Annotated in this window: 26 protein-coding genes; 7 read left to right on the top strand and 19 right to left on the bottom strand. The window is 65.2% G+C overall.

Annotation, left to right across the window (positions count from 1 at the left end; translation table 11 throughout):
* Positions 1-388: 388 nt before the first annotated feature.
* The 4 genes from QMZ05_RS02670 to QMZ05_RS02655 form a co-directional block, all read right to left on the bottom strand.
* Positions 389-1,423 (bottom strand): LLM class flavin-dependent oxidoreductase, encoded by a 1,035-nt coding sequence (locus QMZ05_RS02670; protein ID WP_353699360.1) that lies wholly within the window; start codon positions 1,421-1,423, stop codon positions 389-391.
* A gap of 224 nt (positions 1,424-1,647) precedes the next feature.
* Entirely contained in the window at positions 1,648-2,571 is a 924-nt protein-coding gene (locus tag QMZ05_RS02665) for a glutathione S-transferase family protein (RefSeq protein ID WP_353699359.1), read from the bottom strand.
* Positions 2,572-2,682: 111 nt separating this feature from the next.
* Complete coding sequence (locus tag QMZ05_RS02660) at positions 2,683-3,441, bottom strand: SDR family NAD(P)-dependent oxidoreductase (protein WP_353699358.1); 759 nt, start codon at positions 3,439-3,441, stop codon at positions 2,683-2,685.
* 37 nt (positions 3,442-3,478) lie between these two features.
* A complete protein-coding gene (locus tag QMZ05_RS02655; RefSeq protein WP_353699357.1) occupies positions 3,479-4,048 on the bottom strand; it encodes a TetR/AcrR family transcriptional regulator in 570 nt (189 codons plus the stop codon).
* 104 nt (positions 4,049-4,152) lie between these two features.
* Between QMZ05_RS02655 and QMZ05_RS02650 the strand changes: the two genes are divergently transcribed.
* Together QMZ05_RS02650 and QMZ05_RS02645 are read left to right on the top strand one after the other, a co-directional pair.
* Positions 4,153-4,941: a crotonase/enoyl-CoA hydratase family protein gene (locus tag QMZ05_RS02650; protein WP_353699356.1), complete on the top strand. Its 789-nt coding sequence runs from the start codon at positions 4,153-4,155 to the stop codon at positions 4,939-4,941.
* A gap of 204 nt (positions 4,942-5,145) precedes the next feature.
* Positions 5,146-5,994 (top strand): division plane positioning ATPase MipZ, encoded by an 849-nt coding sequence (locus tag QMZ05_RS02645; protein WP_353699355.1) that lies wholly within the window; start codon positions 5,146-5,148, stop codon positions 5,992-5,994.
* 10 nt (positions 5,995-6,004) lie between these two features.
* Here QMZ05_RS02645 and QMZ05_RS02640 read toward each other — a convergent pair whose 3' ends face one another.
* The 4 genes from QMZ05_RS02640 to QMZ05_RS02625 all read right to left on the bottom strand — a co-directional run bounded on the left by QMZ05_RS02640 (position 6,005) and on the right by QMZ05_RS02625 (position 10,732).
* Positions 6,005-7,444: a hypothetical protein gene (locus QMZ05_RS02640; protein WP_353699354.1), complete on the bottom strand. Its 1,440-nt coding sequence runs from the start codon at positions 7,442-7,444 to the stop codon at positions 6,005-6,007.
* Between the two features lie 129 nt (positions 7,445-7,573).
* Positions 7,574-8,434, bottom strand: coding sequence for a sugar phosphate isomerase/epimerase (locus QMZ05_RS02635; protein WP_353699353.1), 861 nt, complete (start codon positions 8,432-8,434; stop codon positions 7,574-7,576).
* A gap of 3 nt (positions 8,435-8,437) precedes the next feature.
* On the bottom strand, positions 8,438-9,781 hold the full coding sequence (locus QMZ05_RS02630; RefSeq protein ID WP_353699352.1) for an MFS transporter: 1,344 nt from the start codon (positions 9,779-9,781) through the stop codon (positions 8,438-8,440).
* Between the two features lie 78 nt (positions 9,782-9,859).
* The gene (locus QMZ05_RS02625; protein ID WP_353699351.1) at positions 9,860-10,732 is read right to left on the bottom strand and encodes a phytanoyl-CoA dioxygenase family protein; all 873 of its coding nucleotides are present in this window, start codon (positions 10,730-10,732) and stop codon (positions 9,860-9,862) included.
* A 97-nt stretch (positions 10,733-10,829) separates the two neighbouring features.
* On the opposite strand from QMZ05_RS02625, the gene QMZ05_RS02620 reads away from it, so the two are divergent.
* Entirely contained in the window at positions 10,830-11,840 is a 1,011-nt protein-coding gene (locus QMZ05_RS02620) for a LacI family DNA-binding transcriptional regulator (RefSeq protein ID WP_353699350.1), read from the top strand.
* Positions 11,841-11,902: 62 nt separating this feature from the next.
* Here QMZ05_RS02620 and QMZ05_RS02615 read toward each other — a convergent pair whose 3' ends face one another.
* The 8 genes from QMZ05_RS02615 to QMZ05_RS02580 form a co-directional block, all read right to left on the bottom strand.
* Positions 11,903-12,436, bottom strand: a complete 534-nt coding sequence (locus tag QMZ05_RS02615) for an NADH-quinone oxidoreductase subunit B family protein (protein WP_353699349.1) — start codon at positions 12,434-12,436, stop codon at positions 11,903-11,905.
* Positions 12,437-12,448: 12 nt separating this feature from the next.
* Positions 12,449-13,960 carry a hydrogenase expression protein HypE gene (locus QMZ05_RS02610; RefSeq protein WP_353699348.1) on the bottom strand — a complete coding sequence of 504 codons (1,512 nt, stop codon included), beginning with the start codon at positions 13,958-13,960 and terminating at the stop codon, positions 12,449-12,451.
* 18 nt (positions 13,961-13,978) lie between these two features.
* Positions 13,979-15,427, bottom strand: coding sequence for a hydrogenase 4 subunit F (locus tag QMZ05_RS02605; protein WP_353699347.1), 1,449 nt, complete (start codon positions 15,425-15,427; stop codon positions 13,979-13,981).
* Positions 15,424-16,086: a hydrogenase-4 component E gene (locus QMZ05_RS02600; RefSeq protein ID WP_353699346.1), complete on the bottom strand. Its 663-nt coding sequence runs from the start codon at positions 16,084-16,086 to the stop codon at positions 15,424-15,426. Before QMZ05_RS02600 ends, QMZ05_RS02605 begins: the two co-directional genes overlap by 4 nt.
* Positions 16,086-17,042: an NADH-quinone oxidoreductase subunit H gene (locus QMZ05_RS02595; RefSeq protein ID WP_353699345.1), complete on the bottom strand. Its 957-nt coding sequence runs from the start codon at positions 17,040-17,042 to the stop codon at positions 16,086-16,088. Before QMZ05_RS02595 ends, QMZ05_RS02600 begins: the two co-directional genes overlap by 1 nt.
* The gene (gene hyfB, locus QMZ05_RS02590; RefSeq protein WP_353699421.1) at positions 17,033-19,045 is read right to left on the bottom strand and encodes a hydrogenase 4 subunit B; all 2,013 of its coding nucleotides are present in this window, start codon (positions 19,043-19,045) and stop codon (positions 17,033-17,035) included. Before hyfB ends, QMZ05_RS02595 begins: the two co-directional genes overlap by 10 nt.
* Positions 19,045-19,317 (bottom strand): helix-turn-helix transcriptional regulator, encoded by a 273-nt coding sequence (locus tag QMZ05_RS02585; protein ID WP_050421592.1) that lies wholly within the window; start codon positions 19,315-19,317, stop codon positions 19,045-19,047. The genes hyfB and QMZ05_RS02585 overlap by 1 nt, the downstream gene beginning before the upstream one ends.
* Before the next feature lie 160 nt (positions 19,318-19,477).
* Positions 19,478-20,701: a CHAD domain-containing protein gene (locus QMZ05_RS02580; RefSeq protein ID WP_353699344.1), complete on the bottom strand. Its 1,224-nt coding sequence runs from the start codon at positions 20,699-20,701 to the stop codon at positions 19,478-19,480.
* On the opposite strand from QMZ05_RS02580, the gene QMZ05_RS02575 reads away from it, so the two are divergent.
* The 3 genes from QMZ05_RS02575 (at position 20,687) to QMZ05_RS02565 (ending at position 23,014) form a co-directional block, all read left to right on the top strand.
* A complete protein-coding gene (locus tag QMZ05_RS02575) occupies positions 20,687-21,121 on the top strand; it encodes a MarR family transcriptional regulator (RefSeq protein ID WP_353699343.1) in 435 nt (144 codons plus the stop codon). The two genes, QMZ05_RS02580 and QMZ05_RS02575, sit on opposite strands and share 15 nt — an antisense overlap.
* Before the next feature lie 143 nt (positions 21,122-21,264).
* Positions 21,265-22,032, top strand: coding sequence for an enoyl-CoA hydratase-related protein (locus QMZ05_RS02570; protein WP_353699342.1), 768 nt, complete (start codon positions 21,265-21,267; stop codon positions 22,030-22,032).
* 112 nt (positions 22,033-22,144) lie between these two features.
* A complete protein-coding gene (locus tag QMZ05_RS02565; RefSeq protein ID WP_353699341.1) occupies positions 22,145-23,014 on the top strand; it encodes an aldose 1-epimerase family protein in 870 nt (289 codons plus the stop codon).
* Here the strand turns inward: QMZ05_RS02565 and QMZ05_RS02560 are convergent, their stop codons facing one another.
* From QMZ05_RS02560 to QMZ05_RS02550, 3 genes are all read right to left on the bottom strand, one after another.
* Positions 23,015-23,215 (bottom strand): hypothetical protein, encoded by a 201-nt coding sequence (locus QMZ05_RS02560; protein WP_353699340.1) that lies wholly within the window; start codon positions 23,213-23,215, stop codon positions 23,015-23,017.
* Between the two features lie 158 nt (positions 23,216-23,373).
* Positions 23,374-24,411, bottom strand: coding sequence for a tryptophan--tRNA ligase (gene trpS / locus QMZ05_RS02555; RefSeq protein ID WP_353699339.1), 1,038 nt, complete (start codon positions 24,409-24,411; stop codon positions 23,374-23,376).
* 230 nt (positions 24,412-24,641) lie between these two features.
* A complete protein-coding gene (locus QMZ05_RS02550) occupies positions 24,642-25,376 on the bottom strand; it encodes a 3-oxoacyl-ACP reductase family protein (protein ID WP_353699338.1) in 735 nt (244 codons plus the stop codon).
* 209 nt (positions 25,377-25,585) lie between these two features.
* Between QMZ05_RS02550 and QMZ05_RS02545 the strand changes: the two genes are divergently transcribed.
* Positions 25,586-25,999 (top strand): DUF3830 family protein, encoded by a 414-nt coding sequence (locus QMZ05_RS02545; protein ID WP_021077459.1) that lies wholly within the window; start codon positions 25,586-25,588, stop codon positions 25,997-25,999.
* Position 26,000: the final 1 nt, after the last annotated feature.

Genomic DNA, 26,000 nt, shown 5'->3' with positions numbered 1-26,000 from the left:
CGTACGATGTCATATTTGGTTCATTAATGAGTACCAAGCACCGATGGATCGTTTTGGCGACCGATGACGGTAGCTCAACAAATAATTCGGCTCATTCGCGAACAGCCGGGTCTGACCGAACGCCAGATTGCCGAGCGCATCTTCGGCGACGGAGGTTCCATACAGCGCGTCAATCCAACGTGCCGAAAGTTGGTGGCAGCGGGCTGGCTGGAGCGACGTGGTCGCGGATGGGCGGCGGACCCGTTCACGTATCACGCCGCGAGGCCCAACCTCTGAACCAAGATTGAGATTGATTCGATTGTTTCGGGCAGCCCGCGTGGTCTATCTTTAATGAACCCCCGGCGCCGAAACGCCGGGGGTTTTGCCTTGTGCGGGCGGCTCGCGTGCGTCACGCGGCGAGCATGTCGCGCACCATCGGCACCACCTTGGTGCCGTAGAGCTCGATGCTCTTCATCAGCTTCTCATGCGGCAGCGGGCCCGCCGAATATTTCAGCTGGAAGCGCGCGGCGCCGAGCGCCTTCACGGTCGCCGCGATCTTGCGGGCGACGGTTTCCGGCGCGCCGACATAGAGCGAGCCGTGCTCGGCCTCGGCGACGAACTCATCGCGGCTCATCGGCGGCCAGCCGCGCTCCTTGCCGATCCGGTCGCGCATGACCTTGTAGTCCGGCCACAGTTCTTCGCGGGCTTGCACGTCGGTCTCGGCAACGTAGCCCGGCGAATGCACGCCGATCGGTTGCGGCGTCCGGCCGAACTGCTGATAGGCGCGCTGGTGCAGATCGACATAGGGCGCAAAGCGCTTGGGATCGCCGCCGATGATGGCGAGCATCAGCGGCAAGTCGTAATGCGCCGCCCGCACCACCGATTCGGGGCTGCCGCCGACGCCGATCCAGGTCTTCAGCCGACCGTGCTCGACCGCCGGATAGACCGACTGGCCCTTGAGGGGCGGCCGCAGCTTGCCCTCCCAGGTCACCGGCTCCTGCTTCAAGAGCTCGGTGAACAGGTCGAGCTTCTCCTCGAACAACTCGTTGTATTGCCTGAGGTCGAAGCCGAACAGCGGGAACGACTCGGTGAACGAGCCGCGGCCGAGGATCACCTCGGCGCGGCCGTTCGAGACCGCATCAACGGTGGCGAAGCGCTGGAAGACCCGGATCGGATCGTCCGAACTCAGCACGGTCACCGCCGAGCCGAGGCGGATGGTGTTGGTACGTGCAGCAATGGCAGCCAGCACGGTCTCTGGGGTGGAGATCGCAAAGTCGGCCCGGTGGTGCTCGCCGAGCCCGATGAAATCAATCCCGAGCTGATCGGCCAGCACCGCCTCGTCGACGACGTTGCGGATCACCTGGGCGTGGGGCAGCGGCGCGCCGGCGGCGTTCTTGGTGACGTCGCCGAACGTATCGAGCCCGAATTCGAGAGAGGTCGTCATCACATAGTCCAGTTGTCGGCGTGGCGGAGCATCCGCCACGGGCCACCCATCGCACGCAGGCCGAGAGGTCGTGTTGCTGAGATGTCCGCAAGCCTGCGCTGTGGAGCCTTCGGTTGGAGATGGGGTGGAGGTATTGCCTGTTCGCGGCCCGACAAGGTCAGGCCGCGAAACGCAGCGTTTCCAACCCCGCGAGCCGGCAGCCGACCGGCTGCGGCCAGCGGCGATCAGCCCGGGATGACCAGGAATCCGGCGCGCGGGAAATGCACCACGACCTCGCCGACGCGCTCGTCGGACCGGCGGATCGCGATGTGCTGCGCCGACAGCGAGACGATCTCGCCGCGGACCGGGATCTTGCCGTAGTCATCCGGCATCACGCTGACGATGTCGCCGGGCTTGCGACCGTTCGGATCCGCGGGATCGCCGAACACCGGCGACTCCGGCTGCGCCTTCGCCGCGATCTCGAGCGCGTCGGTTGACGACATCTCGCTGCGCGTGCCGTGGCCGATGGCGCGGATGCGCTCCTCCCACGCCGCGGTGCGTGGAAAAGGCTTCATCATTTCGTCGATCGTGGCGAGGCTCTGCCGTGCGTACCACACGTTCATATAGGCGCTGACATCGGCGAGGCTGAACTCGCCAAACAGCCACGGCCGGTTGTCACCTAGTTGCGCCTCGATCCAGTCGGCATTGGCGCGGAATTGGTTGCGCATCTGCGGCAGCGCCGCGGTCATGGCGGCGATGTCGAACTTGCCGCCGCGCAGCTTCTCGCGATCCGCGATGAAATTCTGCGGCACCTTGTCGCCGATGAAGCCGAACACGAGGTTGACCGTGCTCTGGAAGAACGGCCGGTCGGTCCACATGCCGAGCGCCCACGGCATTCCGGCATTTCCCGCGGGAAACAGCGTCGGCGTCGGATAGCGCCGCTCCAGCTCGCGGATGATGATCTGGGTGTCACAATAGATGTCCGCGCCGATCTGCATCGTCGGGGTGCGGCGATAACCACCGGTCATCGGCATCAGGTCCGGCCGCGGCATGATCCGGGAAATCCGCACCGAGTTCCAGGTCAGCTTCTTGAATCCGTAGATGATGCGGATCTTCTCGGAGAACGGCGACTGATCGAAATGATGCAGGATCGGCGTGGGCTGCGACATGGCCTTCTCCCGGGACAAGTTGCGATCTCGACGGACCTTGTCGCATAGCCTGACAAGATTTGCGCCGATCGCAATCGATTTTCCCGGGCGATGGCGCGCCGCCCTGGGCGCTCAGAACTGCTCCGCCCACGGCCGCAGGTCGAGCTCCAGCGTCCAGGCGCTGCGATGCTGGTGATGCAGCACCCAATAGGCCTCGGCAATCGCCGCGATGTTGAGCAGGCCATCCGGCCCGCGCTCATCCTTCAACTGCGGGCGCATGCTCAGCAGGCGATCGCCGCCGATGCCGCCGTCAACCACGACATGGCCGACATGAATGCCCTGCGGCCCGAATTCCCGCGCCACGCTCTGCGCCATCGCGCGCAGCGCGGCCTTGGCGGCGGCGAAGGGCGAATAGTTGGCCTTGCCGCGCAGCGAGCCGCTGGCGCCGGTGAACACCAGCGTGCCGCCGCCGCGTGCAAGCAAGGCGGGGATCGCGGCCTGTGCCAGCTGGAAGCCGCCGAGCGCGTGTTCGCGCCAGTGTTCCTCGAAGCGCTGCTCGCTGACCTTGAGGAACGGCGCCGGCCGGTTAGAGCCCGCATTGTGTACGGCCATTGCGAGCGGCGCGAGTTTTTGCGCAGCCTCGACGAAACGGGCGACGTCCGCGGCCGTCGAGGCATCTCCGACGACATGGGTGACCCTGGCGCCATCGGCTGCGAGCTCGGCTGCGGTTGCTGCGAGCTTCTCGGCGTTGCGTCCGGCGATCGCGACGGGATAGCCGCCGGCCGCGAAGCGTCGCGCGATCGCGGCGCCAAGGCCGTTGGATGCGCCGACGCCGGCGATCAGTACGCTGCCCTGCACGGCGCCCGGCTCGAGGGGAGATCGGTCGTTCATGGCTTGCTCCATCAAGCTGCCCGCGGCGCGGGCGCAATCATTCGTCTGAGGCCATCGCGATGATGCGCTCGCGCACCGTGCGCAGGATGACATCGGACCGCTTCGGATCGGTGAGGACGCGCGAGATCGCGAGTGCGCCGACCATCGCGCTGACAGCGACGATCGCGTTGCTGTCGTCATCGTCACCGAGCGTCTCGGCGACCTTGGCGATGAAGGATTCGATGTGCGGCTCCATCACCGCGCGGCATTGCGCGTCGGCGCGGCCGACATCGGAGATCAGCGCGCCGATCGCGCAGCCCAACTTGGGCTGATCGCGATGGGTGCGGCTGAGATAGCTTCGCACCAGTGCGTTGATGCTGACCGGCTTGTCGGGATCGCGCGCAGCGTGCGCCGACGCTTCGCCTGCGATCAGCGCCTGTTCCAGCGCCGCGGCGATCAGGTCGGAACGCGAGGCGAAGTGCCCGTAGAAGCCGCCATGGGTCAGCTTCACCTGCTGCATCAGGCCGCCGATGCTGAGCGCGTCCAGCCCCTTGTCGCGGATCTGCGTCGCGGCCTCGTTCAGGATCCGCTCACGGCTCCTGGCCTTGTCGGCCTGGGAATGGCCCATTTCACAGTGCCCCTGTTTGACTCTCGTTCTGGATTATGACCATCATGCATCTGGATGACAACCATCATCCAGAAAATATTCAGTCACAAAACAGGGAGGAACAGATGTCCGGCAGCGCGAGCGAAGGGCGGGTCCGCCACGAGCGGCATGACCGCATCCTGAAGATCATCATCGACAATCCCGCCAAGAAGAACGCCTTTAGCCCGGAGATGATGACTGAGCTATCCGACGCGCTGACGCTGCTCGACAATGATGACGGCCTCTGGGTCGGCGTGCTCTGCGCCGCCGGCGGCAGCTTCACCGCGGGTCTCGACATGCCGAAATTCTTCGGTCCGACGGCGAGCCGCAAGCCGCTGCCGGAGGGCAACGTCGATCCCTTTGGATTGTCGAAGCGGTGCCGGAAGCCGATCGTCACCGCGGTGCAGGGCATCGTGTTCACCGTCGGCATCGAGATGATGCTGGCCGGCGATATCGTCGTCGCCGCAGACGACAGCCGCTTCTGCCAGATGGAGGCCAGGCGTGGCATCGCGCCGCTCGCCGGCGCGCATTTCCGCTATATCAGCCGCGCCGGGTGGGGCGATGCGATGTATCACCTGCTTCTGTGCGACGAGTTCTCCGCGGCGGAAGCGCATCGGATCGGTCTCGTGCAGGAGGTCGTGCCGGCCGGTCAGCAGATTGAGCGAGCGATGGCGCTTGCCGAGATCATTGCGCGCAATGCGCCGCTCGGAATCCAGGTGACGAAAGAGGCGGGCCGCAAGTTCATCGAAGCCGGCGAGCAGGCGGCAATCGCAATCGTCCCGCAGATCCGCGAGCGCGTGCTCAACACCGCAGATGCTGCCGAAGGCATCAAGTCGTTCGTGGAGCGCCGCGCCGCCGTGTTCCAGGGGCGCTAGCGCCGGGACGCGAGTCCCAGGACGCAAGTTGCGTTCGCGATACGTACCCGGAGAAGCTGTGACAATGATGTCGCAGCTTCTTGATTTCGATCACGACAATGTTGCAGCGACTCTTGTCGAGATTCGTCGAATCAGGGAGACTCCAGTCATTCATTAAATTTCATTTCGTCCTGGCTCTCACTCAAGCGTCCGGTATGGAATCCCATGACAAACGCACGAGTAATTGTTGTCGGAAACAACAAGGGCGGCTCTGGCAAGTCGACGATTGCCATGCACGTCGCCATCGCGCTGATCAAGGCGGGTCAGCGTGTCGCCACCATCGATCTCGACAATAAGCAGAAGTCGCTGACGCATTACGTCGAGAACCGGCGTGACTGGGCGCGGGAAACCTCGCTGGATCTCGGCGTCCCGGCGCATATGTGCTTCGAGACGGTGAGCGGCAGGAGCAGCGAGGTCGAGACGCTCGGGCGCAGCGCACTCGCCGAGATCGTCGAACGGCTCGGCCGATCGCATGACTTCGTCGTCATCGACTGTCCCGGCCATGACACCTACCTGACAACGTTCACGCATTCGCTGGCTAACACGCTGATCACGCCGCTGAACGACAGCTTCATCGATTTCGACGTGCTCGGCACCGTCGATCCGAACGACTTCAAGGTGACCGGCATCAGCCACTATTCCAAGATGGTGGAGGAGGCGCGGCGCCAGCGCAGCGCAAACGATCAGCCGGCGTTCGAGTGGGTGGTGCTGCGCAACCGTCTCTCCACGCTCGGTTCACGCAACAAGCGCCTGGTCGGCGAGGCCCTCAGCGAGCTGTCGAAGACGCTGAATTTCCGCATGGTCGACGGCCTAGCCGAGCGGGTGATCTTCCGCGAATTCTACCCGCGCGGATTGACAGCGGTCGACGACGTCAATCAGCTCGCACTCGGCGGCCGGCCAACCATGTCGCATGTCACCGCATGGCTTGAGATGGAGCGGTTGATGACCGCGATCATGCTTGGCCATCTGGTGCGCCCGGCAACCTCCTCCGAGGACAGCCGCGACGCGGCATAAGGCTTGAGCGTTACGGGCAATTGCTATTGCCGGCGTTGGCGATGGTCAGGAACGTGATCGTTGCCGGTGCGAAGACGATCGTCCCGGCAGCGGTGGCGTCTCCTGCCAGTGCCGGAATCCGGCCGGATGACTCAAGGGCGAGTGTCCTGCCGTTGAGCTGAACGGTGCGGTCTGCGGGCGTCGTGCCCGCCAACGTGTAGCGTTGCGAGGCGGCTGGCAGCGTCAGCTTGTGGTGTAGCCGCCGATCATTGTTGACGACAAGCAGGGCTATTCCGCCCGGGATGTCGCGCGCGCAATGCGCATAAACATGGAAACCGGGTTGCCCTGAGATGCCGGCATCGAGCACGGTGGTTCCCATCAACCGTCGCCATAGCAGCGCGGCCCAGTAGTTCGGACGCGGCAGATGCGTCCGCTCGTCGAGCAGCCCATAGTCGCTCGCGGCAAGCGTGTTGTGCATCACGACCTGAACACCGGCCTTGGCCAGCCGCCCGAGCTGATCGAGGTAGCGGAACGTATCGGTGAAGGTTGCCGCCCAGCGGTTGCCGCCGCATGCGCTCTCCGCGGTTTCGGTCAGCCAGATCGGCTTGCCCGACGCGAGCCGATCGCGCAGCGCCCGGTAGAAGGCGAGGGTCTTGCCGGTTCGCGCCAGCCAATCGTCCGACAATGCCTGTCTCAGTGTGCGATCGCCGCCGCATCGGGCGGAGAGGGCCCCATAGTGATGATAGGAGACCACGTTGATGCCGGCTGCCGATACCGCGAACCGCGCTCTTGCATCCGCTCCGCTGCCGATCGTGCCTGGGCCGAGGATCGTCACGTCGGGCGCGGTGTCCTTCATGAAGGCGCGGAAAGTCGCAAAATCGCGGCCGTAGGCTCTGGCATCGTAGCGGTCAGGCGCGCCGCCGATCGCAGGCAGGTCAGGCTCGTTCATGAACTCGGCTGCGGCAATCTGGCCGCCGGCCGATCGCGTGAAGGAAAGAAGCAGCTGGGCCTGTTCGGAGGTCCATCGTCCCGCGGCGTCACGCGTGCCGGCGCTGATCGCAAAGGACGTGACGATGGGGGCATCGACGACGTGCGAGAAGTCGATCACATCTCGCCATTGTTGCCGTGTCAGGACGCCGCTGAAGCCGGCCGGCGGTGTGCTTGGCGGCGGGTCGGAATCCGCAAAGAACGTGCTGTTGGCCCAGGTTCCGGCGACGCGAAGGTAGGCCGGTGCGAGGGCGGCGGCCAGCGAGCGTAGCCGGCCATCGCGCAGATCGATCGGTGGGCGCGGTGCGAACCGTTCCGTCGTTGCATCCGCACCGGCGGCCGCATAGGGCCTCCAGAACCGCCCGCCGGTTACCTCGACCATCTCGATGTTGTAGGACTGGAAGCGCGGGTCGATCGTCGCAACGCGCGGCATGGCCGCGACATCGAGCGTCCGCTCCGCCGCGATCGCCTTCGTGCAGACCAAGACGGCAATCGCCGGGATGGCGATGCGTGTGATGCGTCGAAGTGAGCCGGCTCGTTGGTGGTTGCGCACGGGTGCTCGCGTCGATCTGAACTGCTTGTCAATTCAGAATGCCGCTGCCGCCTGCTTGAATCAACGCGGGAGCGGGTCTTGCGGCTCGCTTGCGATGCGATCCCACAGCGCGCGGATCATGTCTTTCATGACCAGCGCGTCCCGCCAGCGGTCGGACAATTCCCTGCCGTCGGGGCCAGTGATGGCATAGGGCGGGGGACCGAGCTCGCACAGGAAGGTCAAGGTCGCGTCGGGCCCGGCGCGCTTGCGCCAGGAGCGGATGCCGTACTCCCACCAGTCGGTGAACAGCGACACCCAACCCTGGTGCTGGGGGAAACCGGGCGAGATCTGCACCTGCTCGCGGCTCGCGATGCGGCCGTGGAGGCCCCAGGCATGGTCGAGGATGCGGTGCATCATCGCGTGGTTGACGTCGTCGACCGGCCAGGCAAATTCGCGGCCGACCAGGTAGTGCGAGAGATCGGCGGTCAGCCGCAGATCTGGAAAGCAATCGAGCAAATCGAGCATGAAGAACAGGTCGGTCGTCATGCGATCGCGATGGGTCTCGACGTGTACGGGAACGCCGGCCTCGGCAGCAAGCCGCCGCCAGCCCTCGAGCAGGGGAATGCAATCGGAAAGCCGGCGCGGCCGAACGTCAGGCTGCAGGTTGACATGATCGGCGCCGAGCCGAGCGACCAGCTCGAGCACCGGTTTCAGGTCGTCGACGCTCTTCGGGTAGCATTGCGCCTGCCAGATCATGCCATGCGCGCCAAGGAAGTCCGTCACCTCGCGCGCGAAGGCAGGATCGATGAAGCGCACACCGGCGCCGTCAAACCCGGCATCGCGGATCATCGCGAGCTGGGTTTGCAGCGGCCATTCATCCTCATCGGCCAGCCGCCGCTCCATCGCCCAGAGCGACTGCAGGACGCGCAGTTGCTGCGCCACCGATCAGGCCCGTGCCGGGATCGCCGTGGGCAGCTCGGCGGGCTCGCTCACGTCAACCGCGATGTCCTCTTGATAGGTCTCCGGCCCGACCCAGATCGCAACCACCGTGCAGGCCGACAGGAACATCGCGTAGCAGGCGACCGGCCACCAGGTGCCGTAAGCCGCCACCAGCGCGGTCGCGACGAACGGCGCGGGACCGCCCGACAGCAGCGAGCCGAGTTCGCGGGCGAAGGCGAAGCCGGCGAAGCGGCGCTGCGGCGGGAACAGTTCGGCGAAGTATGCCGCCTGCGGCCCGAACATCGCTGCGGTCACCACGGCGCGCGCGAGGATGAAGGCGAGTGCGATCATGACCCACTCCTTGGTGCCGACCATCCAGAAGAACGGGAAGGCGAGCGCGACGCCGGCCAGTGCGCCGAACATGTAGACCGGCCGCCGTCCGATTCTATCAGACAAGGCCGCGAAGCCGAGGATCGCAAACAGCTCGACCGTGAAGGCCAGCATCAGCGCGCTGAGCGCCTCCGCTTTCGGCACGCCGAGCGTCGTGATGACGTAGCTCAGGCCAAACACCGGGAAGAAATAGCCGAGCCCGTTCTCGGCCATCCGCGCGCCGAGCACGACGAAGAAGTTGCGCGGGTGCTGCCGCAACGCCTCCATCGCCGGATTGCTCTCGACCTTGCCGCGCGCGACCACCGCCTCGGTATATACCGGCGTCTCGGTGATGCGCATGCGGACGAAGATGCCGACCACGATCAGGAGGAAGCTCGCCAGGAAAGGCAGGCGCCAGCCCCAGTCCATCAGCTGCTCGCGCGGCAGCATCGTCACCAGCGCGAAGGCGCCGGCGGCGAGCAGATTGCCGACGGAAACGCCGAGCGGCGCGAAGCCGCCCCAGAAGCCGCGATGCTTCGGCGGCGCGTTCTCGACGAGGTAGATCACCGCGCCGCCATATTCGGCGCCGGCGCCGAGGCCCTGGACGACGCGCATCGCGACCAGCAGGATCGGCGCCCAGACGCCGATCTGCCCATAGGTCGGTAGCAAGCCGATCGCGGTGGTGCCGATGCCGATCATCAGCAGCGTCGCGACCAGCACCGGCTTGCGGCCATAGCGGTCGCCGAGGATGCCGAACAACAGGCCGCCGAACGGCCGCACCACGAAGCCGACGCCGAAGGTCAGGAACGACAGCAGCGTGCCGACCACCGGATCGCTCTTTGGAAAGAACAGCTCGCCGAACACCAGCGCGGCTGCGGTGCCGTAGAGGAAGAAGTCGTACCATTCGAGCGCGGAGCCGATGCTGGCTGCGAGAATCACACGCAGGCGCGATTGGCTGGCGCCATCTGCCATCTTGGTCATTCGTTTCCCCGTTGTTTTGGTTTTTATGGTTTGAAAGCAGCAATGCCCGCGGCGTGGCCGCGGGCATTGTCAGAGGTTTCAGGCCGCGCGCGTGAAGTAGGATTTCTTCGACGCCGACTGGGTCTCGTAGATCGATCCCTGCCGTTTGGCCGGCGGCAGCGGCATCCGCACCGGCACGTCGGTGAGCCGCGGTGCGACCACCGGCGGACCCGCCAGCAGGCGGCTGTTGAATTCGTCAAAGTCCTTCACGCCCATCAGCGGCCAGGCGTCGCTGGCGGCGACTTCATAGAGCAGCAGGTTGCGCGGCCGGTTCGACGTGTTGGTCGCCGAGCCGTGCAGCGCGCGGACGTGGTGGAACGACATGCTGCCGGCCTTGCCCATGCAGGGCACCGCGCGCTTGATGTCGTCCTGGATCTGGTCCGGATCGATCAGGCCGGCGAAGTGGCCGTCCTCGCCGTGATGATCCCACATCGTGGCGCCGGTGTGCGTGCCCGGCGTCACCAGCATCGGGCCGTTCTCGATATCGCAATCGTCGAGCAGCACGCCGATCGCGAGAATGTCGTCATTGGTGTGCGGATAGAACGCCCAGTCCTGGTGCCACTCGACCGGCGAGCCGTATTGCGCCGACTTCATGTTGAGCTTGGAGCCGTGCAGGCGAAGGCCGGGGCCGATCAGTCTGGTCAGGATCGAGATCACGGCGGGGCTGCGGACAATCTCGTCGAAGATCGGATGCACCTTGTGCGGCGCCTTGATGCGGCGGACCCGCGGGGTCTCCGGCGTATGGCCCGGTTCGAGGTCGTAGACGTCGGTGTGCTCGGTCACGGCGGCTGCGCCGGCCACCAGCTCCGCGAGCACCGTGCGGACTTTGCCGAGGGTCTCCTGGTTGAGCACCTCGGGGACCACGATCACCCCGTCTCGCTTGTAAGCTTGGGCCTGCTCGTCCGAAATCATGCCGTTTCTCCCTATTTGTTTCATGTTAGCGCTAACATGAGGCGATGCTAGCGCTAACATCATGGCTTGGCAACCCGGAATCGTGCAGGGTCGGGCCATGAGCTCCGAACTGACCGAATCCGGGACCGGCCCGACCGATGCCGCACCCACCCTTTCAGAGGTGGCCAAGCGCGCCGGCGTCTCCTCGATCACGGTGAGCCGCGTGGTGCGGATGCCCGACCTGGTCGCCCCCGAGACCCGGGCGCGGGTCGAGCAGGCGATGCGCGACCTCGGCTATATCCCGAACCTCGTGGCAGGCGCGCTGGCGAGCGCGCGGACCAATTCGGTCGGCGTGCTGGTGCCGACCATAGCCAACTCGATCTTTGCCGATACCGTGCAGGGCCTGTCCGACAAGCTCGAGCCGCTCGGCTTCTCCGTGATCCTGGCGCAGTCGCGCTATGACGCGGTGCGCGAGGACCGCATGCTGGCGGCGCTGCTGTCGCGGCGGCCCGAGGCGATCATCATGGTCGGTTCGCCGGCAACGGAGGAGGGCAGCCGCCTGCTGCGCAACGCGCGGATCCCGATCGTCGAGACCTGGGATCTGCCGGCAAATCCGATCGATGCGGTCGCGGGCTTCGACAATTACAAGGCCGGTGTCGCCGTCGCGAAGCATCTGGTTGCGCAAGGACGCAAGCAGCTCGCCTTCATCGGCGGCGACGATCCGCGCGGCACGCGCCGTTGGTTCGGCTTCAGGGACGAGGCGCTGGCCAGCGGCCTCGCCGAGCCGCGAAGATTGATCCTGGACCGCAAGGACTCCGGCAGCGTGGCGGCGCACGCACGCCTGCCTGATGTCGACGCCGTGTTCGCCGCCAACGATGCGCATGCGATCGGCTTCATGTCCGGGCTGCGCAAGGCCGGGCTGCTGCGTGACGGGCCCGCGTCGGCGCAGCCGGTCGCCGTGATCGGCCTCGGCGATCTCGAAATGGGCCAGCTGATCTCGCCGACATTGAGCACGATCAGCGTGCACGGCGATGCGATCGGCCGCACCGCGGCGACGCTGACGCTGGAGCGCGGCGGCGAACGCCGGATCGATCTCGGCTTCGAGCTGGTGCTGCGCGACAGCGGCTAAAGCATGATCCGGAAAAGTGCGTAGCGGTTTTCCGAGAAGATCATGCTTAAAAGCGCGATCCCTCACCTTGCCGCGCCGCCGGAGTCCACCTCCTCAAGCAAGCTGAGAAGGCCACGCAGGATCGTCATCGGAGGTGGAGGACATCCCGGAATGTGGAGATCGACCGGGACGATTGCGGAAACCCCGCCCACCACCGCGTAGCTGCCGGCAAAGCATCCGCCGTCCCTGGCGCAATCGCCCGCCGCGACAACCCATTTCGGATCGGGCGTCGCATTGTAGGTTCGCTCCAATGCCTCGCGCATGTTCCTCGTCACCGGACCTGTGACGAGCAGGACATCGGCGTGACGGGGTGACGCGACAAATCGGATTCCAAATCGCTCGACATCATAATACGGATTGCTCAGCGCGTGAATTTCCAGCTCGCATCCGTTGCATGAGCCAGCATCAACCTCGCGGATCGACAGGCTGCGGCCGAGGCGACGCCTTGCGGTGCGGCCGACCGTGGCCGCGAGCTCCGCGAGCGCGGCGTCGTCCGGACGCGGCGCCTGCTCGGTCAATGGCTGGCGAAACAGACTCTGAAGCAGAAGTTTGCGCATCGCGTCCGGTCCTCAGAGGTCGTGCCCTGAATAGGAGCAGTTGAACGACTTGTTGCACAGCGGGAAGTCCGCCACGATGTTGCCCTCGATGGCCGCCTCGAGCAGGGGCCATTGAAACCATGACGGATCGCGCAGATGACATCGCTCGATCCGGCCATCGCTCAGGCGCAGCCATGCCAGGATGTCGCCCCGGAAACCTTCGACCAGCGCGATGCCTTCGCAAGGTTCCGGCGCAATCTGCAGCGGCACCTTGATTGGGCCGGCCTCGAGCGCATCGAGGATCTGGCCTGCCAGCGACAGGCTCTGCTCGACCTCGCGGATCCGGATCCAGACGCGGGCGTTCACGTCGCCGTCGCTGAGAACAGGCACGTCGAAGCGCAGGCCGTCATAGGGATGATAGCCGGGGCTGCGGCGGGCATCGTAGGTGCGGCCACTGGCGCGTCCGACATAGCCGCCGGCGGCGAATTGACGTGCGAGTGCCGCGGTGACGATGCCGGTGCCGACGGTTCGATCCTGCAACGATGCCGTGTTGTCATAGAGCTCGACCAGCGACGGAAAATGCCGGCGGATCTGCTCGAGCGCGGCCCGGATTGCCGCAGGTCCTTCGCCGGTGATGTCGCGCGCCAGGCCACCGGGAACGACGACGTCGCGCATCAGGCGGTGGCCGAAGGCAGCGTCAGCCGCGCGCAGCACGCGCTCACGCAGCACGCCGCAATGCGCGTGCATCAGCGCGAAGGACGCGTCGTTGCAGATCGCACCGATGTCGCCGAGATGGTTGGCCAGCCGCTCGAGCTCAGCCATCAGCGCGCGCAGCAACACCGCGCGCGGCGGCACGGCAACCTGCATCGCGGCCTCGACGGCTTGCGCGAACGCCAGTCCATAGGCAACCGTGCTGTCGCCTGACACCCGGCCGGCGAGCCGCGCGGCCTGCTCGACGGTGCTTCCCGCCATCAACCCTTCGGTGCCCTTATGGGTGTAGCCGAGCCGCTGCTCGAGGCGAACCACGGTCTCGCCGCTGGCGGTGAAGCGGAAATGTCCGGGCTCGATGATGCCGGCATGCACGGGGCCGACCGCAACCTGGTGCAGGCTGTCTCCTTCGGCCGGAAGGAACGGATAAGGCGCTGGATCCGGTGCTGCATCGAGACGTTCGCCCAGCGGTGCCTGCATTTGCCAGCGACCATGATCGAGCCAGGGGCGGCTGTCCGGCGTCTCGATGGCCACGAGTCCGAACAGGTCGTGGATGGTGCGCTCCGGTCGAAGCGCCGGGCGATGGCGGGCGGCGACGGAAGGGTAGCGGCGATCGGGGCAGTCCAGACTGATCACACCAATATTGGATGTGCTGTTGTCAAGCAGCGCCATATGCACGCGCGATGGGTCGCCCCACAGTCCGAGCAAGCTCAGGCTGCCATCCGCAAGGGCGCCGGTGGCGGAGCGCCAGGTGCCGCTGTCCACGCTGACGCGCGGCCATGGGTTGTGCCGTTCAACCCTGCGGCCTGCCCGGATCAGATCGATCAATGCCGGCATGTCTCGTTCTCCCTCGCGCTAGCCCAGGAGGTTGGCGACGTGCTGGAACCAGACGACGAGCGGTCCCGGAAGATAGATGCCCGCAGTCAGCACCAGCGCGAAATGCGCGAACATCGGCAGATAGGACGCTTCCGCCGGCGCGGCACTGCCGCGCGGCTCGCCGAACGCAAGGCTCGTCAGGCGCAGCACGAGCGCGCCGAAGGCGAGCAGCAGGCCGAAGACCAGCGGGATCGCGAGCAGCGGCTGGCGCGCGAAGGTCGAGCTGACGATGAGAAACTCGCTCATGAAGATACCGAGCGGCGGCAGACCGGCGATTGCGACCACGCCGATCACAAGGCCCCAGCCGAGCGCGGGATGGGTTTCAGTCAGGCCGCGAATATTGGCGATCCGCTGCGTGCCCTTCACCTGCGCAATGTGGCCGACCGCGTAGAAGATCCCCGACTTGGTCAGGCTGTGCATCACCATGTGCAGCAGGCCGGCGAAGTTGGCGAGCGGGCCGCCCATCCCGAACGCAAACACGATGATGCCCATATGCTCGATCGAGGAATAGGCGAACAGCCGTTTGATATCGCGGCGGCGGTAGAGCATGAAGGCCGCGAACAGCAACGAGGTCAGCCCCATCGTTACCATCAGCGGACCCGGCGATATCGCGTCCGGGTTGGCGGCAAGCAGGATCTTGAAGCGGAGCACCGCGTAGAGCGCAACGTTGAGCAGCAGGCCGGAGAGCACGGCGGAGATCGGGGTCGGGCCCTCAGCATGCGCATCCGGTAGCCAGGCGTGCAGCGGCGCGAGACCGACCTTCGTTCCGTATCCGAGCAGCAGGAAGATGAAGGCGACGTTGAGCAATGCCGGATCGAATGTCGCGGCGCGGCTGACCAGCACCGTCCAGACCATCGCGTCCTGACCCTCGCCGGTGACCGGCAGCGCGGCCATGTAGACCAGGATGGTACCAAACAGCGCGAGCGCGATGCCGACGCTGCCGAGGATGAAATACTTCCAGGCAGCCTCCAGCGCCGCGTGGGTCCGGTAGATGCCGACCATCAAGACGGTGGTGAGCGTGGCGACCTCGATCGCGACCCACATCAGGCCGATATTGTTCGACACGAATGCGAGGTTCATGCCGAACATCATGACCTGGTACATGGCATGGTAGAATCGCAGATAACGCGGCGTCAGTCGCCCGGTCTCGAGTTCATGGGCAATGTAGCTCGCGCTGAACACGCTCGTGGTTAGACCGACGAAGGTGTTGAGCACGATGAAGACGATGTTGAGATCGTCGACCAGCAGATACTGGCCGGGTTGTGGGCGGGCGAAGACGAGCAGCGAAAGCGCGGCCAGGAAGGTGCTGAAGCTGGCAAGGATATTGAGCCCCGCGGTCAGCCGATAGCCGGGCAGCGCCGCCAGCACCGCTGCGGCGCAGATCGGTATCAGGAGAATCCAGGCAACGGCATCCGACGCCGCGTTCATCGCCGCTCCCCCCTGAACTCATCGAGCGCGCCGACATCGACGGTGTCGAAGCGCTCTCGGATCCGGAACAGGAACACGCCGATGACGATGAACGCGATCAGGATCGAGAAGGCCACGCTGATCTCCACGACCAGCGGCATGCCCTTGGCGCCGGTCGCGGCCAGCACCAATCCGTTTTCCAGCGACATGAAGCCGACGACCTGGCTGACGGCGTTGCGCCGCGTCACCATGACGAGCAGTCCCAGCAGCACCACCGACAGCGCGAAGGCGAGGTCTTCCCTCGCCAGCGGATCGGCCGCCCCAGTCACGCGCAGCATCAGCACCATCGAGAGGGCGACGAGCCCCATGCCGGCCAGCATGGTCGGGCCGATACCGACTGCGGTCTCGATATCGCGATGAATGCCGAGCTGCTTGACGATCCGATGCAGCGCCACCGGAATGATGATCGCCTTGAACACCAGCGCGATGGCCGCGGTCACGTAGAGATGCGGTGCGTTCTGGATGAATGCCTGCCAGGCGACCGAGAGCGCGAGCACCACGGCGTGGGCCGCGAAGATGTTCAGCAACGCATACAGGCGGTCCTGATACAGCATCATGAAGCTGATCAGCACGAGCCCGCCGGCGAGCAGATGGGCAATGTCGAAGGCAAGGTTGTGCATCAGAAGCCCCGCGACACGAACCGGAGAAGCGTACCGAGCAGGCCGAGCATGAGGGCGGCGCCGAGGAACTCGGGAACACGGAAAACCCGCACCTTGGCCGTTGCGGTCTCGAACACGGCAAGCAGGAAGCTTGCGATCACGAGCTTGAGGATGTAGGCGGCGACGCTCACGAGGTACGACAGCGGGCCTGCGCCTTCAGTGGTGATCTGCCAGGGAAAGAACACGCAGATGATCAAGGAGACATAGAGCTGGAGCTTGAGAAAGGCGCCGAACTCGATCATGGCGAGATGGCGTCCGGAATATTCCAGGATCATCGCCTCGTGCACCATGGTCAGCTCCAGGTGCGTCGCCGGGTTGTCGATCGGAATGCGGGCGTTTTCGGCGAGCGCCACCATGATGAGGGCAATCATCGCCATGCCGAGCGAGACGCGCAGGCCCACTTCAGATGACGCCATGAAGGTCGCGACCGTCGACAGCTGGGTCGAGCCGGCAATCAGCGCGACGCAGAACACCATCAACAGCATGGCCGGTTCGGCCAAAGCGGCGATCATCACTTCGCGGCTGGAGCCGATGCCGCCGAAGCTGGTGCCGACATCCATGCCTGCCAGCGCGAGGAAGAAGCGCGCGCTGCCGAGCAGGGCGACGATCGCGATCAAGTCGGCGCTCCAGCTGAACTCAAGGCCGGTGGCAAATGTCGGGACCAGCGCTGCGGCGACCCAGATCGCGGCGAACGTTATGTAGGGCGTGACGCGGAACAGCCAGGACGCGTTTTCGGCGAGAACGACTTCCTTGCGCAGCAGCCGCAGCAGATCGCGGTACGGCTGGAGAATCGATGGTCCTTTGCGGCGTAGCAGGCGAGCCTTCATCTTGCGCACGACGCCGGTCAGGAGCGGCGCGAGCAGCAGAACAAGCGTCATCTGGCCCAGTTGAACGAGGATGTCCGAGATCACGACCATATCGCGAGTGCCAGCAGCAATGTGACGAGGGTTGCGAAGACCAGGCTGAGATAGCGGCGGATGGTGAGGAACTGGAGCTGGTTCAGCCGATCGGCAAAGAACCACACTGTTTCAGTCACCGGCGTATAGAGCCGCTCCCAGACCGGATCGTGCATGTCGATCGTGAGGCGGGCCGGCCGCAGGTCGCCCGGCGGCGGCATGTCGACGTGTTCGCGGGCCTGGAAGATCAAGGTGCCGAACACGCGGCGGATCGGCTGGACGAAGCTTACGCCGGAATATTGCGCCGCCGGAGCCGGATCGGCAAAGCCGCAACCCCAGGCGGGCCCGCGTCTGATCGCGCGCGATGCAAAGCGATGGATGAAATACACGGCAAGCGATGCCGCAGCCGTGATGAAGATGAAGACGAGCAATCCGTTGTAGGAGCTGCGGCTCTCCTCGATCGGAACGATCGAAAGCCAGGCGTCGCTCGCCTGAACCGGCATGCGGTGGCCGATCACGGCCATTGCGACGGGCGAGAACGCGTCGATCACCAGGCCCGGCAGAATTCCGGCGAGGAAGCACAGCGCGGCGAGGCCAAACATCGCGGCGAGGCAATAGCGATCGACCTCGCCGGCGGCCTCAGCGGCCGGGCTTCGCGCGCGGCCGAGGAACGTGACGCCGAAGGCCTTGACGAAACATGCGGCCGCGAGCGCTGCCGCCAGCGCCAGCAACGCGCCGACCGCGGGCACCATGATCTTCAGCATCCATTGCGGCAGATCGGGGCTTTGCAGGACCGCCTGAAACATCAGCCATTCCGAGACGAACCCGTTGAACGGCGGAAGCGCCGAGATCGCAACGCAGCCGACGAGAAAGACGAAGCTCGTAAGCGGCATGCGGTGGATCAGACCGCCCAGTTTCTCCATGTCGCGTTCGCCGGTCGACGTCAGCACCGCACCGGCGCCGAAAAACAGCAGGCTCTTGAAGAACGAATGGTTGAGGACGTGGAACAGTGCGGCTGTGAAGGCGAGGGCCGCCGCCAGGCCGTAGCCGTTCGCCTGAAACGCCAACGCGAGGCCGAGGCTCGCGAAGACAACGCCGATATTCTCGATCGTGCTGTAGGCGAGAAGGCGCTTGAGATCCTTCTCCATCAGCGCATACAGGATCCCTATCACGGCGGTCACTCCGCCGAGAATGAGAACGACGACACCCGCCGACCAGCTTGGCGGTCCGAGCAGATCAAACACGACCCGGATGAATCCGTAGACCGCAACCTTCGTCATCACGCCGCTCATCAGCGCCGAGACATGGCTCGGGGCCGCGGGGTGGGCGAGCGGCAGCCACACATGCAGCGGGACCAGGCCGGCCTTCGACCCGGCGCCGAGCAGCATCAGCGCAAGCACCAGCGCGGCTTCGGACGGCGTGTGCTGGATGCCGCGCATGGCCGCAAAGCTGTAGCTGCCGCCGGCTCCCGACAGCAGGCCAAACGCAAGCAGCAGAGCCAGGGTCCCGAAACTTGCCATCACGAGATAGACGTAGCCCGCCCGCGCATTGTCTGCTTCACGGTGGTGCGACATCACGAGCGCCCACGATGCGAGCGACATGAATTCCCAGCACAGCAGATAGGTGAACGCGTCGTCGGCAAGCACAACGAGGTTCATCCCGGCGAGGAACGCCGGAAAGAACGGAAGGACGCGGTGCGGCGTCGTTTCGTGGCTGCCGTAGCCGAGTCCATACAGGCTTGCGGCCGCACCGCCGAGATTGACCACCGCGAGAAAGAATGCGGCGAGCGCATCGAGACGGAAATGCGAGCCCAGCCAGGGCAGGCCGACCGGCAACATCAGTTCGGTTGCGTTGCTGTGAGCGATGAGCGAGAGCAGCGCCCCGGCCAGCCCGATCGCCGAGATCGCGAAGGTCGCGCCGTAGGTGATGGCTGTCGATCGGCGTGATCGGCTCGTTGCAATCGCGAGAACGGTCGTCGCCAGCAGCGCGGCTACACACCAGAGCTGCTGGGCGACCGTTGAGATCACGTCTGCACCTTCGGTGAGCCTGATCCGGCCTTCAATCGTACGCCGCGGCCGCCGCCGCTGCTGACGGCGCCCTCGTTGATGACCTCGACGCCGGCCGCGCCGAGCGCGTCGATCAGTTTCACGAGCGAGTCGACATTGCCTCGAATGGTGCCCTCGCTCGCTTCCATGCGCTGGATGGTCGGCACGGAGAGTCCGGACAGCTCGGCGAGCTGCCGCTGGTCGATGCCAAGCAAGGCTCTTGCAGCCCGAAGCTGCGCTGCAGTGATCATCGATCGGGCCGTCGGTTGGGATTCGAGTCTAGTTGAATGTCATTTATGCATATTAAGTAGTGATGTTACAAGGCCAATAAATGATGTTTTATACATCATTTATGAGCAGGCTATCGACGCGATCGATGCCGCGTGCCGACGAAGATGCGCTGCTGGATGCTCAGTCGGAGATTTTTCGATAGACGGCTGCGGCGCGGCGCAGCAGCTGGCTCTTGCGCTTCCGCTCGTGCACGCGTTGGTGCTTGGCCTTGCGCTCCTGGGCGCGCTGCGCGAGGGCATCGGCACTTTCGAGCAGCGCGCGGCGCACCTCGTCATCGTTCAGTTCGCCGAGCAGTTGCTGTCCCTTGCGCAGATGCTTCAGCACGTTCCGCCATGATGCGTAGACATCGGCAGGCAGGCCGCCCTCCGAGAACTCGATGGCGTAGCGCAGCCGCTTGCTGGCGAGCCGGACGCGGTGGCGCTTGTTCTTGCCCATGCCTTGCAGGCCGCGGCTCCGCTGGCACAGTTTTCCATGCCACCGCGCCAGCCGGCGGGCGTGAAACACCGCGACCGGCACCGCCCGCCGCTGCGCGGCGCGGCGGTTCTGCCGCGCGGTCCAGGGGCCGCTGCCGACCCAGTCCCACATGCCGTCGAACCATTGCCAGTATCGGTCGCTTTGCAACGCTTCCTTGAGGGCGTCGAACGCGTCGGTTCGCGCCGTCTGGAGCATGCGCTCCTCAGGCAAGCCCTTGCTGTTGGCGATCGCGACGTCGAGATCGCGCGTCGCGCCGAGATGGGCGCTCAGCCATTTCAGTTCGGATTTCAGTCGCGTCCATTCGCTGTCGGCCACCATCGGGCCGTAGAAGGCAACCGCCGCCTTGAGCCGCGTCAGCGCGATCCGGGTCTGGTGCAGCGCGGCGGAATTGCCGGAGCTCAGGGCCTCGTGATTGGTCGCGACTTCCTCGAGGCATTCGGACAGGATCAGGCGAAACGCGGTCTCACAGCGCATGGCCTGGCTGAGATGACGCGGCCGCTTCGGGCGGGCAACGCGTTCCCGGTCCGGACTAGCCGCTGACGTCATGGCACTCCCGTGGCGCTGCCGGAGCCGCGACGCAAAGCGCCGCTCCTGGGATAGAAGATTTCCCGTTTGGTCGATGCCGATCAAGGGTTTTCTGCCGGTGGCGGCACTGCGGTGATCCGGCATTGCAATCAAAATGTCGCAACCAACCTGGCCGGGCGGTCTCATTCCAATCGACATGTTGGCTCGCGCCGGTGGGGGCGTCGGTGCATCGAGGCCGCCGCGCGACAAGACAACGGATTTCGACCAATCGCCAGATATTTCGTGCGCGAAATATCTTGATATTTCGTACGCGAAATATATAACGGCGGGATGAGAGCTGAACACCGGCTGATCTTTCTCCTGACCGTGGCCTATCGGCGGCTGCAACGCGCCATCGATCAGGAGACGGCCGCGCACGATCTGACGTCGGCCCAGACGGGCGTGCTGTTCTTCCTCGGCCGCAATGACGGCGCGCTGATCGGCGACGTCTCGCAGGCGCTCGACATCGTGCCGTCGGCGATGACCGGGCTCGCCGACCGGATGGAGCGTGCGGGCCTTGTGAAACGCCGGCGCGACGGGGAGGACGGGCGCAGCCAGCGGCTCCATCTGACCGCGGCGGGGCAGGAGCTCGGCAAGCGCGCCGCGACGCGGACCAGGGTGATCAACAACCGCCTGATGGACGGGTTCTCGGAAGCCGAGATCGATGTGGTCTCGCGCTGGCTGACCAGCCTGCAGGACAAGTTTCCGAAAGACAAAGGCGTCTAGAGCACGATCCGGAAAAGTGCGAAGTGGTTTTCCGAAAAGATCATGCTCAAATCAAAGGACCAGTTAGAGCGTTTTCAAGCGAAGTGGGTACCGGTTCGCGTGAAGAAAACGCGTCAAACGATTAGCAATCAAAGGAGTGAGACATGAGTGACGTGGTCGTGGCGCTGGACGGTGGCGTGCTCACCGTGACGATGGCGCGTCCGGACAAGAAGAATGCGATTACCAACGCGATGTATGGCGCGATGGCCGACGCGCTTGAGCGCGCGGAAGGCGATTCCTCGATCCGCGCCGTGCTGCTGCAGGGCGACGGCGACAGCTTCACCGCAGGTAACGATCTCGCCGATTTCGCCGCGGTGTCGCGCGGCGTGCAGGGCGAGCGTCATGTGACACGCTTCCTTAGCTGTCTTGCCAAGGCGACGCGGCCGCTGGTTGCCGCCGTGCAGGGCAATGCGGTCGGCATCGGCACCACCATGCTGCTGCATTGCGACCTCGTCTATCTCGCGCCGACCACGCGGTTGATCACGCCGTTCGTCAATCTGGCGCTGGTGCCGGAGGCGGCGTCGACCTATCTGCTGCCGCAGCGGATCGGCTATGCGCGCGCCTATGCGATGTTCGCGCTCGGTGAGCCGGTCGAGGCGGAGACTGCCGTCTCCATCGGCCTTGCCAATGCAGTGGTGCCGCTCGCGGATCTTCGCGCCAAGGCGCGCGCTGCTGCCGACGCATTGGCGAAGCGGCCGTTCGGCTCGCTGCAGCACACCAAGGCGTTGATGCGCGATCCCGCAGGGATCAGCGCGCAAATGGCGCGCGAGGGCAAGATCTTCCAGGAGCGGCTGATGAGCGCCGAAGCGCGCGAGGCCTTCGCCGCCTTTGCCGAGCGGCGCCAGCCGGATTTCTCCAAGATCACCGGCTAGGCTCAGGACTTGGGGCCGCCACGCGCGGGCGGCCCCATCGCTTTGGGGTTGACGGCCTCGCCGGCATCGAACATCTCGTGTGATGGTATGGTGCAACCCGGCGAGGCGAAGCATGAGCGACAGTCACACGCTGCGCGGCGATGGAATCGCCGCGACCATTCAGGCTCACGGCGCCGAATTGTCGTCGCTCAGGAATGCCGAAGGCACGGAACTGGTGTGGCAGGCCGGTCCGCAATGGCCGCGCCATGCGCCGATCCTGTTCCCGATTGTCGGCCGGTTGAAGAACGACACGCTGATCCATCGTGGCAAAACTTATCCGATGACGCAGCACGGCTTCGCACGCGACCGCCGCTTTGCCTGGGTGGAGCAGGGGCCGCGATCATGCAAGCTCGCGCTGTCAGACGATGCGGAAACCCGCGCACGCTATCCCTTCGCGTTCAGGCTCGAAGTCACCTACAGCGTTGATGGCGCCGGTCTCGACGTCAGCTTCGAAATCGTCAACAGCGGCCACGAGATGCTGCCGGCCTCGCTCGGCGGGCATCCCGCATTCAACTGGCCGCTGCTTCCGGGATTGCCGAAGGATGCCTACACGCTGACCTTCGAGAAGGATGAGCCGGCGCCGGTCCGGCGGCTCAAGGACGGGCTGATGCGGCAGCAAGCCGAGCCAACTCCGGTCAAGAGCAGGGCGCTCGCGCTGACAGAACAATTGTTCGACGACGACGCCGTCATCCTCGACCAGGTCGCGAGCGCATCGGTTCGCTTTGCTGCCGCGCGGGGGCCGGCGATCGAGGTGTCGTGGCGCGGCTTCCGCGAACTTGGCATCTGGTCGAAGCCGGGCGGCGCGCCGTTTCTCTGCATCGAGCCGTGGCACGGCTTTGCCAGCCCGGCGCAGTTCGATGGCGACTTTGCCGACAAGCCCGGCTTGATGCACATCGCTCCGGGCAGCCGGAAATCCCTGAGCTATCGGATTCGCGTGAGCTGATCAGTGCGCGCGCGAGCCGAGCGCACCCGTGAGCGCGCCCACCGACGGCGGGTTTTCGCGCGCCCACGCCTCATGCGCGGCGAGATCGCGGTAGTGCTCGGCCATGCGCAGCAGCCGCTCGCGGATGCCGGCATCTTCCTCGCCCTTGGCCTGATCGGCCAGCTGCGCGGCGCGTTCGAGAAGCGTTTTCGGATCGATCACGACAGGCTCCAAATCCGGTTTCGCCACAGCATGATCCGGAAAAGTGCGAAGCGGTTTTCCCTCGCGACAAACGCCAAAGGCGTTTGCGCGGAGATCATGCTCAAAACGTACAACGGCCGCAGCCAAGCACAGTTCCTGCCATGGTTTGATGACAGGGTTCAGAGCTGGAACAGGCCCAGCCCCGCCATCACGTCGCGCTTGGTGCGCTCGGTGATCTCCCGCGCTTTCAGGGTTCCGCGCCTGATTACGTCGACGACGTGATCACGATTGGTCGCGAGCTCAGCGCGCCGCGTCCGGATCGGCGCGATCAGGGCTTGCAGAGTTTCTTCCAGCCGCCGCTTCACGGTCGTATCGCCGAGACCGCCGCGCCGATAGCGCGCCTTCAATTCCTCGACCGCATCGTGATCGTCGTCGAACGCGTCGAGATAAATGAAGACGACATTGCCCTCAACCTTGCCGGGATCGGCGACGCGCAGATGGTCGGGATCGGTGAACATCGCGCGCACCGCGGCCGAGATGTCATCGGGCGAAGCCGAAAGCGGGATCGCGTTGCCCGCGGATTTGCTCATCTTGGCGCGTCCATCGATACCGGGCAGCCGGCCGGCGCGCGGAATGATGGCCTCGGCTTCCGGCAGCAGCGGCCGGCGGGCGAGCGCATTGACGCGACGGACGATCTCGTTGGTCTGCTCGATCAGCGGCGCCTGGTCTTCGCCGACCGGCACGACGGTGGCGCGGAACGCGGTGATGTCGGCGGCCTGCGCCACCGGGTAGCACAGGAAGCCCACCGGGATGTCGCGTCCGAAACCGCGCGCGCGGATTTCGTCCTTGATGGTCGGGTTGCGCTCCAGCCGCGCGACGGTGACGAGGTTGAGATAGAGCATCGAGAGTTCCGCCAGCGCCGGAAGCTGCGATTGCAGGCAGATCGATGTTCGCTCGGGATCGATGCCGACGGCAAGATAGTCCAGCGCGACCTCGATGATGTTGCTGCGGACCTTGCCGACATCGTGTGCATTGTCGGTCAGCGCCTGCATGTCGGCGAGCAGCAGGAACTGCTCATGGCTGTCCTGAAACTGAAGGCGGCTGCGCAGCGAGCCGACGTAATGGCCGAGATGCAGCGGCCCGGTGGGACGGTCGCCGGTGAGGATGATCGGTTTGGTCACGGTTGATCTCCATTCGGTTGAATGGGGACACCGCATGCGGGCCGGATGGGATGAAACAATAAAGGCCGCCCGATGCGGCGGCCCCGAAAATGCATGAACGCGTTCGGCCCGCCTGTCAGTCGGCGAGCCACCAGAGATTGGCGATGAGGATCGATCGGTTCATGGCGTGACCGGTAGGGCAAACCTGCGATGCGGTCAAGGCGATCGCCTTGTTGTTTGACGCGTTTTCTTCACGCGAACCGGCCTCCACTTCGCTTGAAAACGCTTTAGTTGAACGCCATGCCGCCGCTCATCGCGATGGTCTGTCCGGTCATGTATGGATTGTTGACCAGCAACATTACGGCTTGCGCCACCTCCTCGGCGGTGCCGAAACGGCCGACCGGGATCCGGCTGACGAGGCCGCTCTGTCCCTTCATCATGTCGGTCTCGATCAGCGAGGGCGCGACCGCATTGACGGTGATGCCTTCCTTGACGAGGCGTGCGGCATAGCCGCGGGTCATGCCCTCCATGGCCGCCTTGGATGCATTGTAGTGCGGGCCGATCGAGCCGCCGCCGCGCGCAGCGCCGGAGGAGATGTTGACGATGCGGCCCCATTTCCGGGTGCGCATCATCGGCAGCACCGCCTGTGTGCAGAGGAAGGCCGACTTGAGGTTGACCGTGATGGTGCGGTCGAAATCCTCTTCGGTCAGGTCGTCGACACCTCTGACGATCGCGATCCCGGCATTGTTGACGAGGATGTCGACCGGGCCGAGCTCGGACTTGGCGCGCTCGACCAGGCCGGTGACGGCGGCTGCTTCCGAAACGTCGGCGGCAATTGCGACGGCCCGGCCGCCCGCGGCAATGATGCCCTTCGCCAGTGTCTCGGCCTCGGCCGCGCGCTCGCGGCAATTGATCGCCACGGCGGCGCCGGCGTCCGCCAGCATCTTGACGATCGCCGCACCAATGCCGCGCGATCCGCCGGTCACCAGCGCCACATGTCCGTGCAAGCTGTTTGTTGTCATCTAGTCACCCTGATTGACGTATCCTTGTCGCATCCTTGGAGGCTCGCAAACAGGCAGGCGAGGCGCAACGCAACTTTGCTCAAATCTGCGTTGCGGGACCGTCAAGCGGCGAAAAAACCGCCTTTCCCCGCCGGAATCGGCCTTGCGTCCGGCGCGGGCCGGCGGCAATGGTTGGGGCATCACTTCTTCCAGCTACCCACGAGAGTCCGATGAGCAAACTGATTGTCCGCGCCGGCGATTTCACCTTTGACGCACGTTTCGAGGAACAGCTCGCGCCGAAGACGGTGGCCGCGTTCCGCAAGGCGATGCCGTTCGAGAGCCAGGCGATCCATGTGCGCTGGAGCGGCGAGGGCGTCTGGATGCCGCTCGGCGATCTCGATTTTGGCGTCTCCTACGAGAACCACACCAGCTATCCGGCGCCGGGCCAGATCATCCTCTACCCGGGCGGCATCAGCGAGACCGAGATCCTGCTCGCCTATGGCGGCGTGCACTTCGCCAGCAAGATGGGCCAGCTCGCCGGCAATCACTTCATCACGCTGACCTCGGGGCTGGAGAACCTCACGGCCTTCGGCAAGACCGTGTTGTGGAAGGGCGCGCAGAACATCCGCTTCGAGGAAATCTGAT

Origin of the sequence: Bradyrhizobium sp. INPA03-11B, assembly GCF_040446015.1 — a bacterium.
GTDB lineage: Bacteria > Pseudomonadota > Alphaproteobacteria > Rhizobiales > Xanthobacteraceae > Bradyrhizobium > Bradyrhizobium macuxiense_A.
This window is presented reverse-complemented; position numbering and strand designations above follow the sequence as displayed.

What these genes read in the sequence shown, in the direction of transcription:
- QMZ05_RS02630 (WP_353699352.1), bottom strand. Translation starts at nt 9,781, where the DNA reads ATGACCAAGATGGCAGATGGCGCCAGCCAATCGCGCCTGCGTGTGATT.
- QMZ05_RS02645 (WP_353699355.1), top strand. Translation starts at nt 5,146, where the DNA reads ATGACAAACGCACGAGTAATTGTTGTCGGAAACAACAAGGGCGGCTCT.
- QMZ05_RS02545 (WP_021077459.1), top strand. Translation starts at nt 25,586, where the DNA reads ATGAGCAAACTGATTGTCCGCGCCGGCGATTTCACCTTTGACGCACGT.
- QMZ05_RS02625 (WP_353699351.1), bottom strand. Translation starts at nt 10,732, where the DNA reads ATGATTTCGGACGAGCAGGCCCAAGCTTACAAGCGAGACGGGGTGATC.
- QMZ05_RS02650 (WP_353699356.1), top strand. Translation starts at nt 4,153, where the DNA reads ATGTCCGGCAGCGCGAGCGAAGGGCGGGTCCGCCACGAGCGGCATGAC.
- QMZ05_RS02665 (WP_353699359.1), bottom strand. Translation starts at nt 2,571, where the DNA reads ATGTCGCAGCCCACGCCGATCCTGCATCATTTCGATCAGTCGCCGTTC.
- QMZ05_RS02595 (WP_353699345.1), bottom strand. Translation starts at nt 17,042, where the DNA reads ATGGTCGTGATCTCGGACATCCTCGTTCAACTGGGCCAGATGACGCTT.
- QMZ05_RS02550 (WP_353699338.1), bottom strand. Translation starts at nt 25,376, where the DNA reads ATGACAACAAACAGCTTGCACGGACATGTGGCGCTGGTGACCGGCGGA.
- QMZ05_RS02670 (WP_353699360.1), bottom strand. Translation starts at nt 1,423, where the DNA reads ATGACGACCTCTCTCGAATTCGGGCTCGATACGTTCGGCGACGTCACC.
- QMZ05_RS02610 (WP_353699348.1), bottom strand. Translation starts at nt 13,960, where the DNA reads ATGCCGGCATTGATCGATCTGATCCGGGCAGGCCGCAGGGTTGAACGG.
- QMZ05_RS02615 (WP_353699349.1), bottom strand. Translation starts at nt 12,436, where the DNA reads ATGCGCAAACTTCTGCTTCAGAGTCTGTTTCGCCAGCCATTGACCGAG.
- trpS (WP_353699339.1), bottom strand. Translation starts at nt 24,411, where the DNA reads ATGCGGTGTCCCCATTCAACCGAATGGAGATCAACCGTGACCAAACCG.
- QMZ05_RS02570 (WP_353699342.1), top strand. Translation starts at nt 21,265, where the DNA reads ATGAGTGACGTGGTCGTGGCGCTGGACGGTGGCGTGCTCACCGTGACG.
- QMZ05_RS02600 (WP_353699346.1), bottom strand. Translation starts at nt 16,086, where the DNA reads ATGCACAACCTTGCCTTCGACATTGCCCATCTGCTCGCCGGCGGGCTC.
- QMZ05_RS02575 (WP_353699343.1), top strand. Translation starts at nt 20,687, where the DNA reads ATGAGAGCTGAACACCGGCTGATCTTTCTCCTGACCGTGGCCTATCGG.
- QMZ05_RS02565 (WP_353699341.1), top strand. Translation starts at nt 22,145, where the DNA reads ATGAGCGACAGTCACACGCTGCGCGGCGATGGAATCGCCGCGACCATT.
- QMZ05_RS02655 (WP_353699357.1), bottom strand. Translation starts at nt 4,048, where the DNA reads ATGGGCCATTCCCAGGCCGACAAGGCCAGGAGCCGTGAGCGGATCCTG.
- QMZ05_RS02585 (WP_050421592.1), bottom strand. Translation starts at nt 19,317, where the DNA reads ATGATCACTGCAGCGCAGCTTCGGGCTGCAAGAGCCTTGCTTGGCATC.
- QMZ05_RS02605 (WP_353699347.1), bottom strand. Translation starts at nt 15,427, where the DNA reads ATGAACGCGGCGTCGGATGCCGTTGCCTGGATTCTCCTGATACCGATC.
- QMZ05_RS02620 (WP_353699350.1), top strand. Translation starts at nt 10,830, where the DNA reads ATGAGCTCCGAACTGACCGAATCCGGGACCGGCCCGACCGATGCCGCA.
- QMZ05_RS02660 (WP_353699358.1), bottom strand. Translation starts at nt 3,441, where the DNA reads ATGAACGACCGATCTCCCCTCGAGCCGGGCGCCGTGCAGGGCAGCGTA.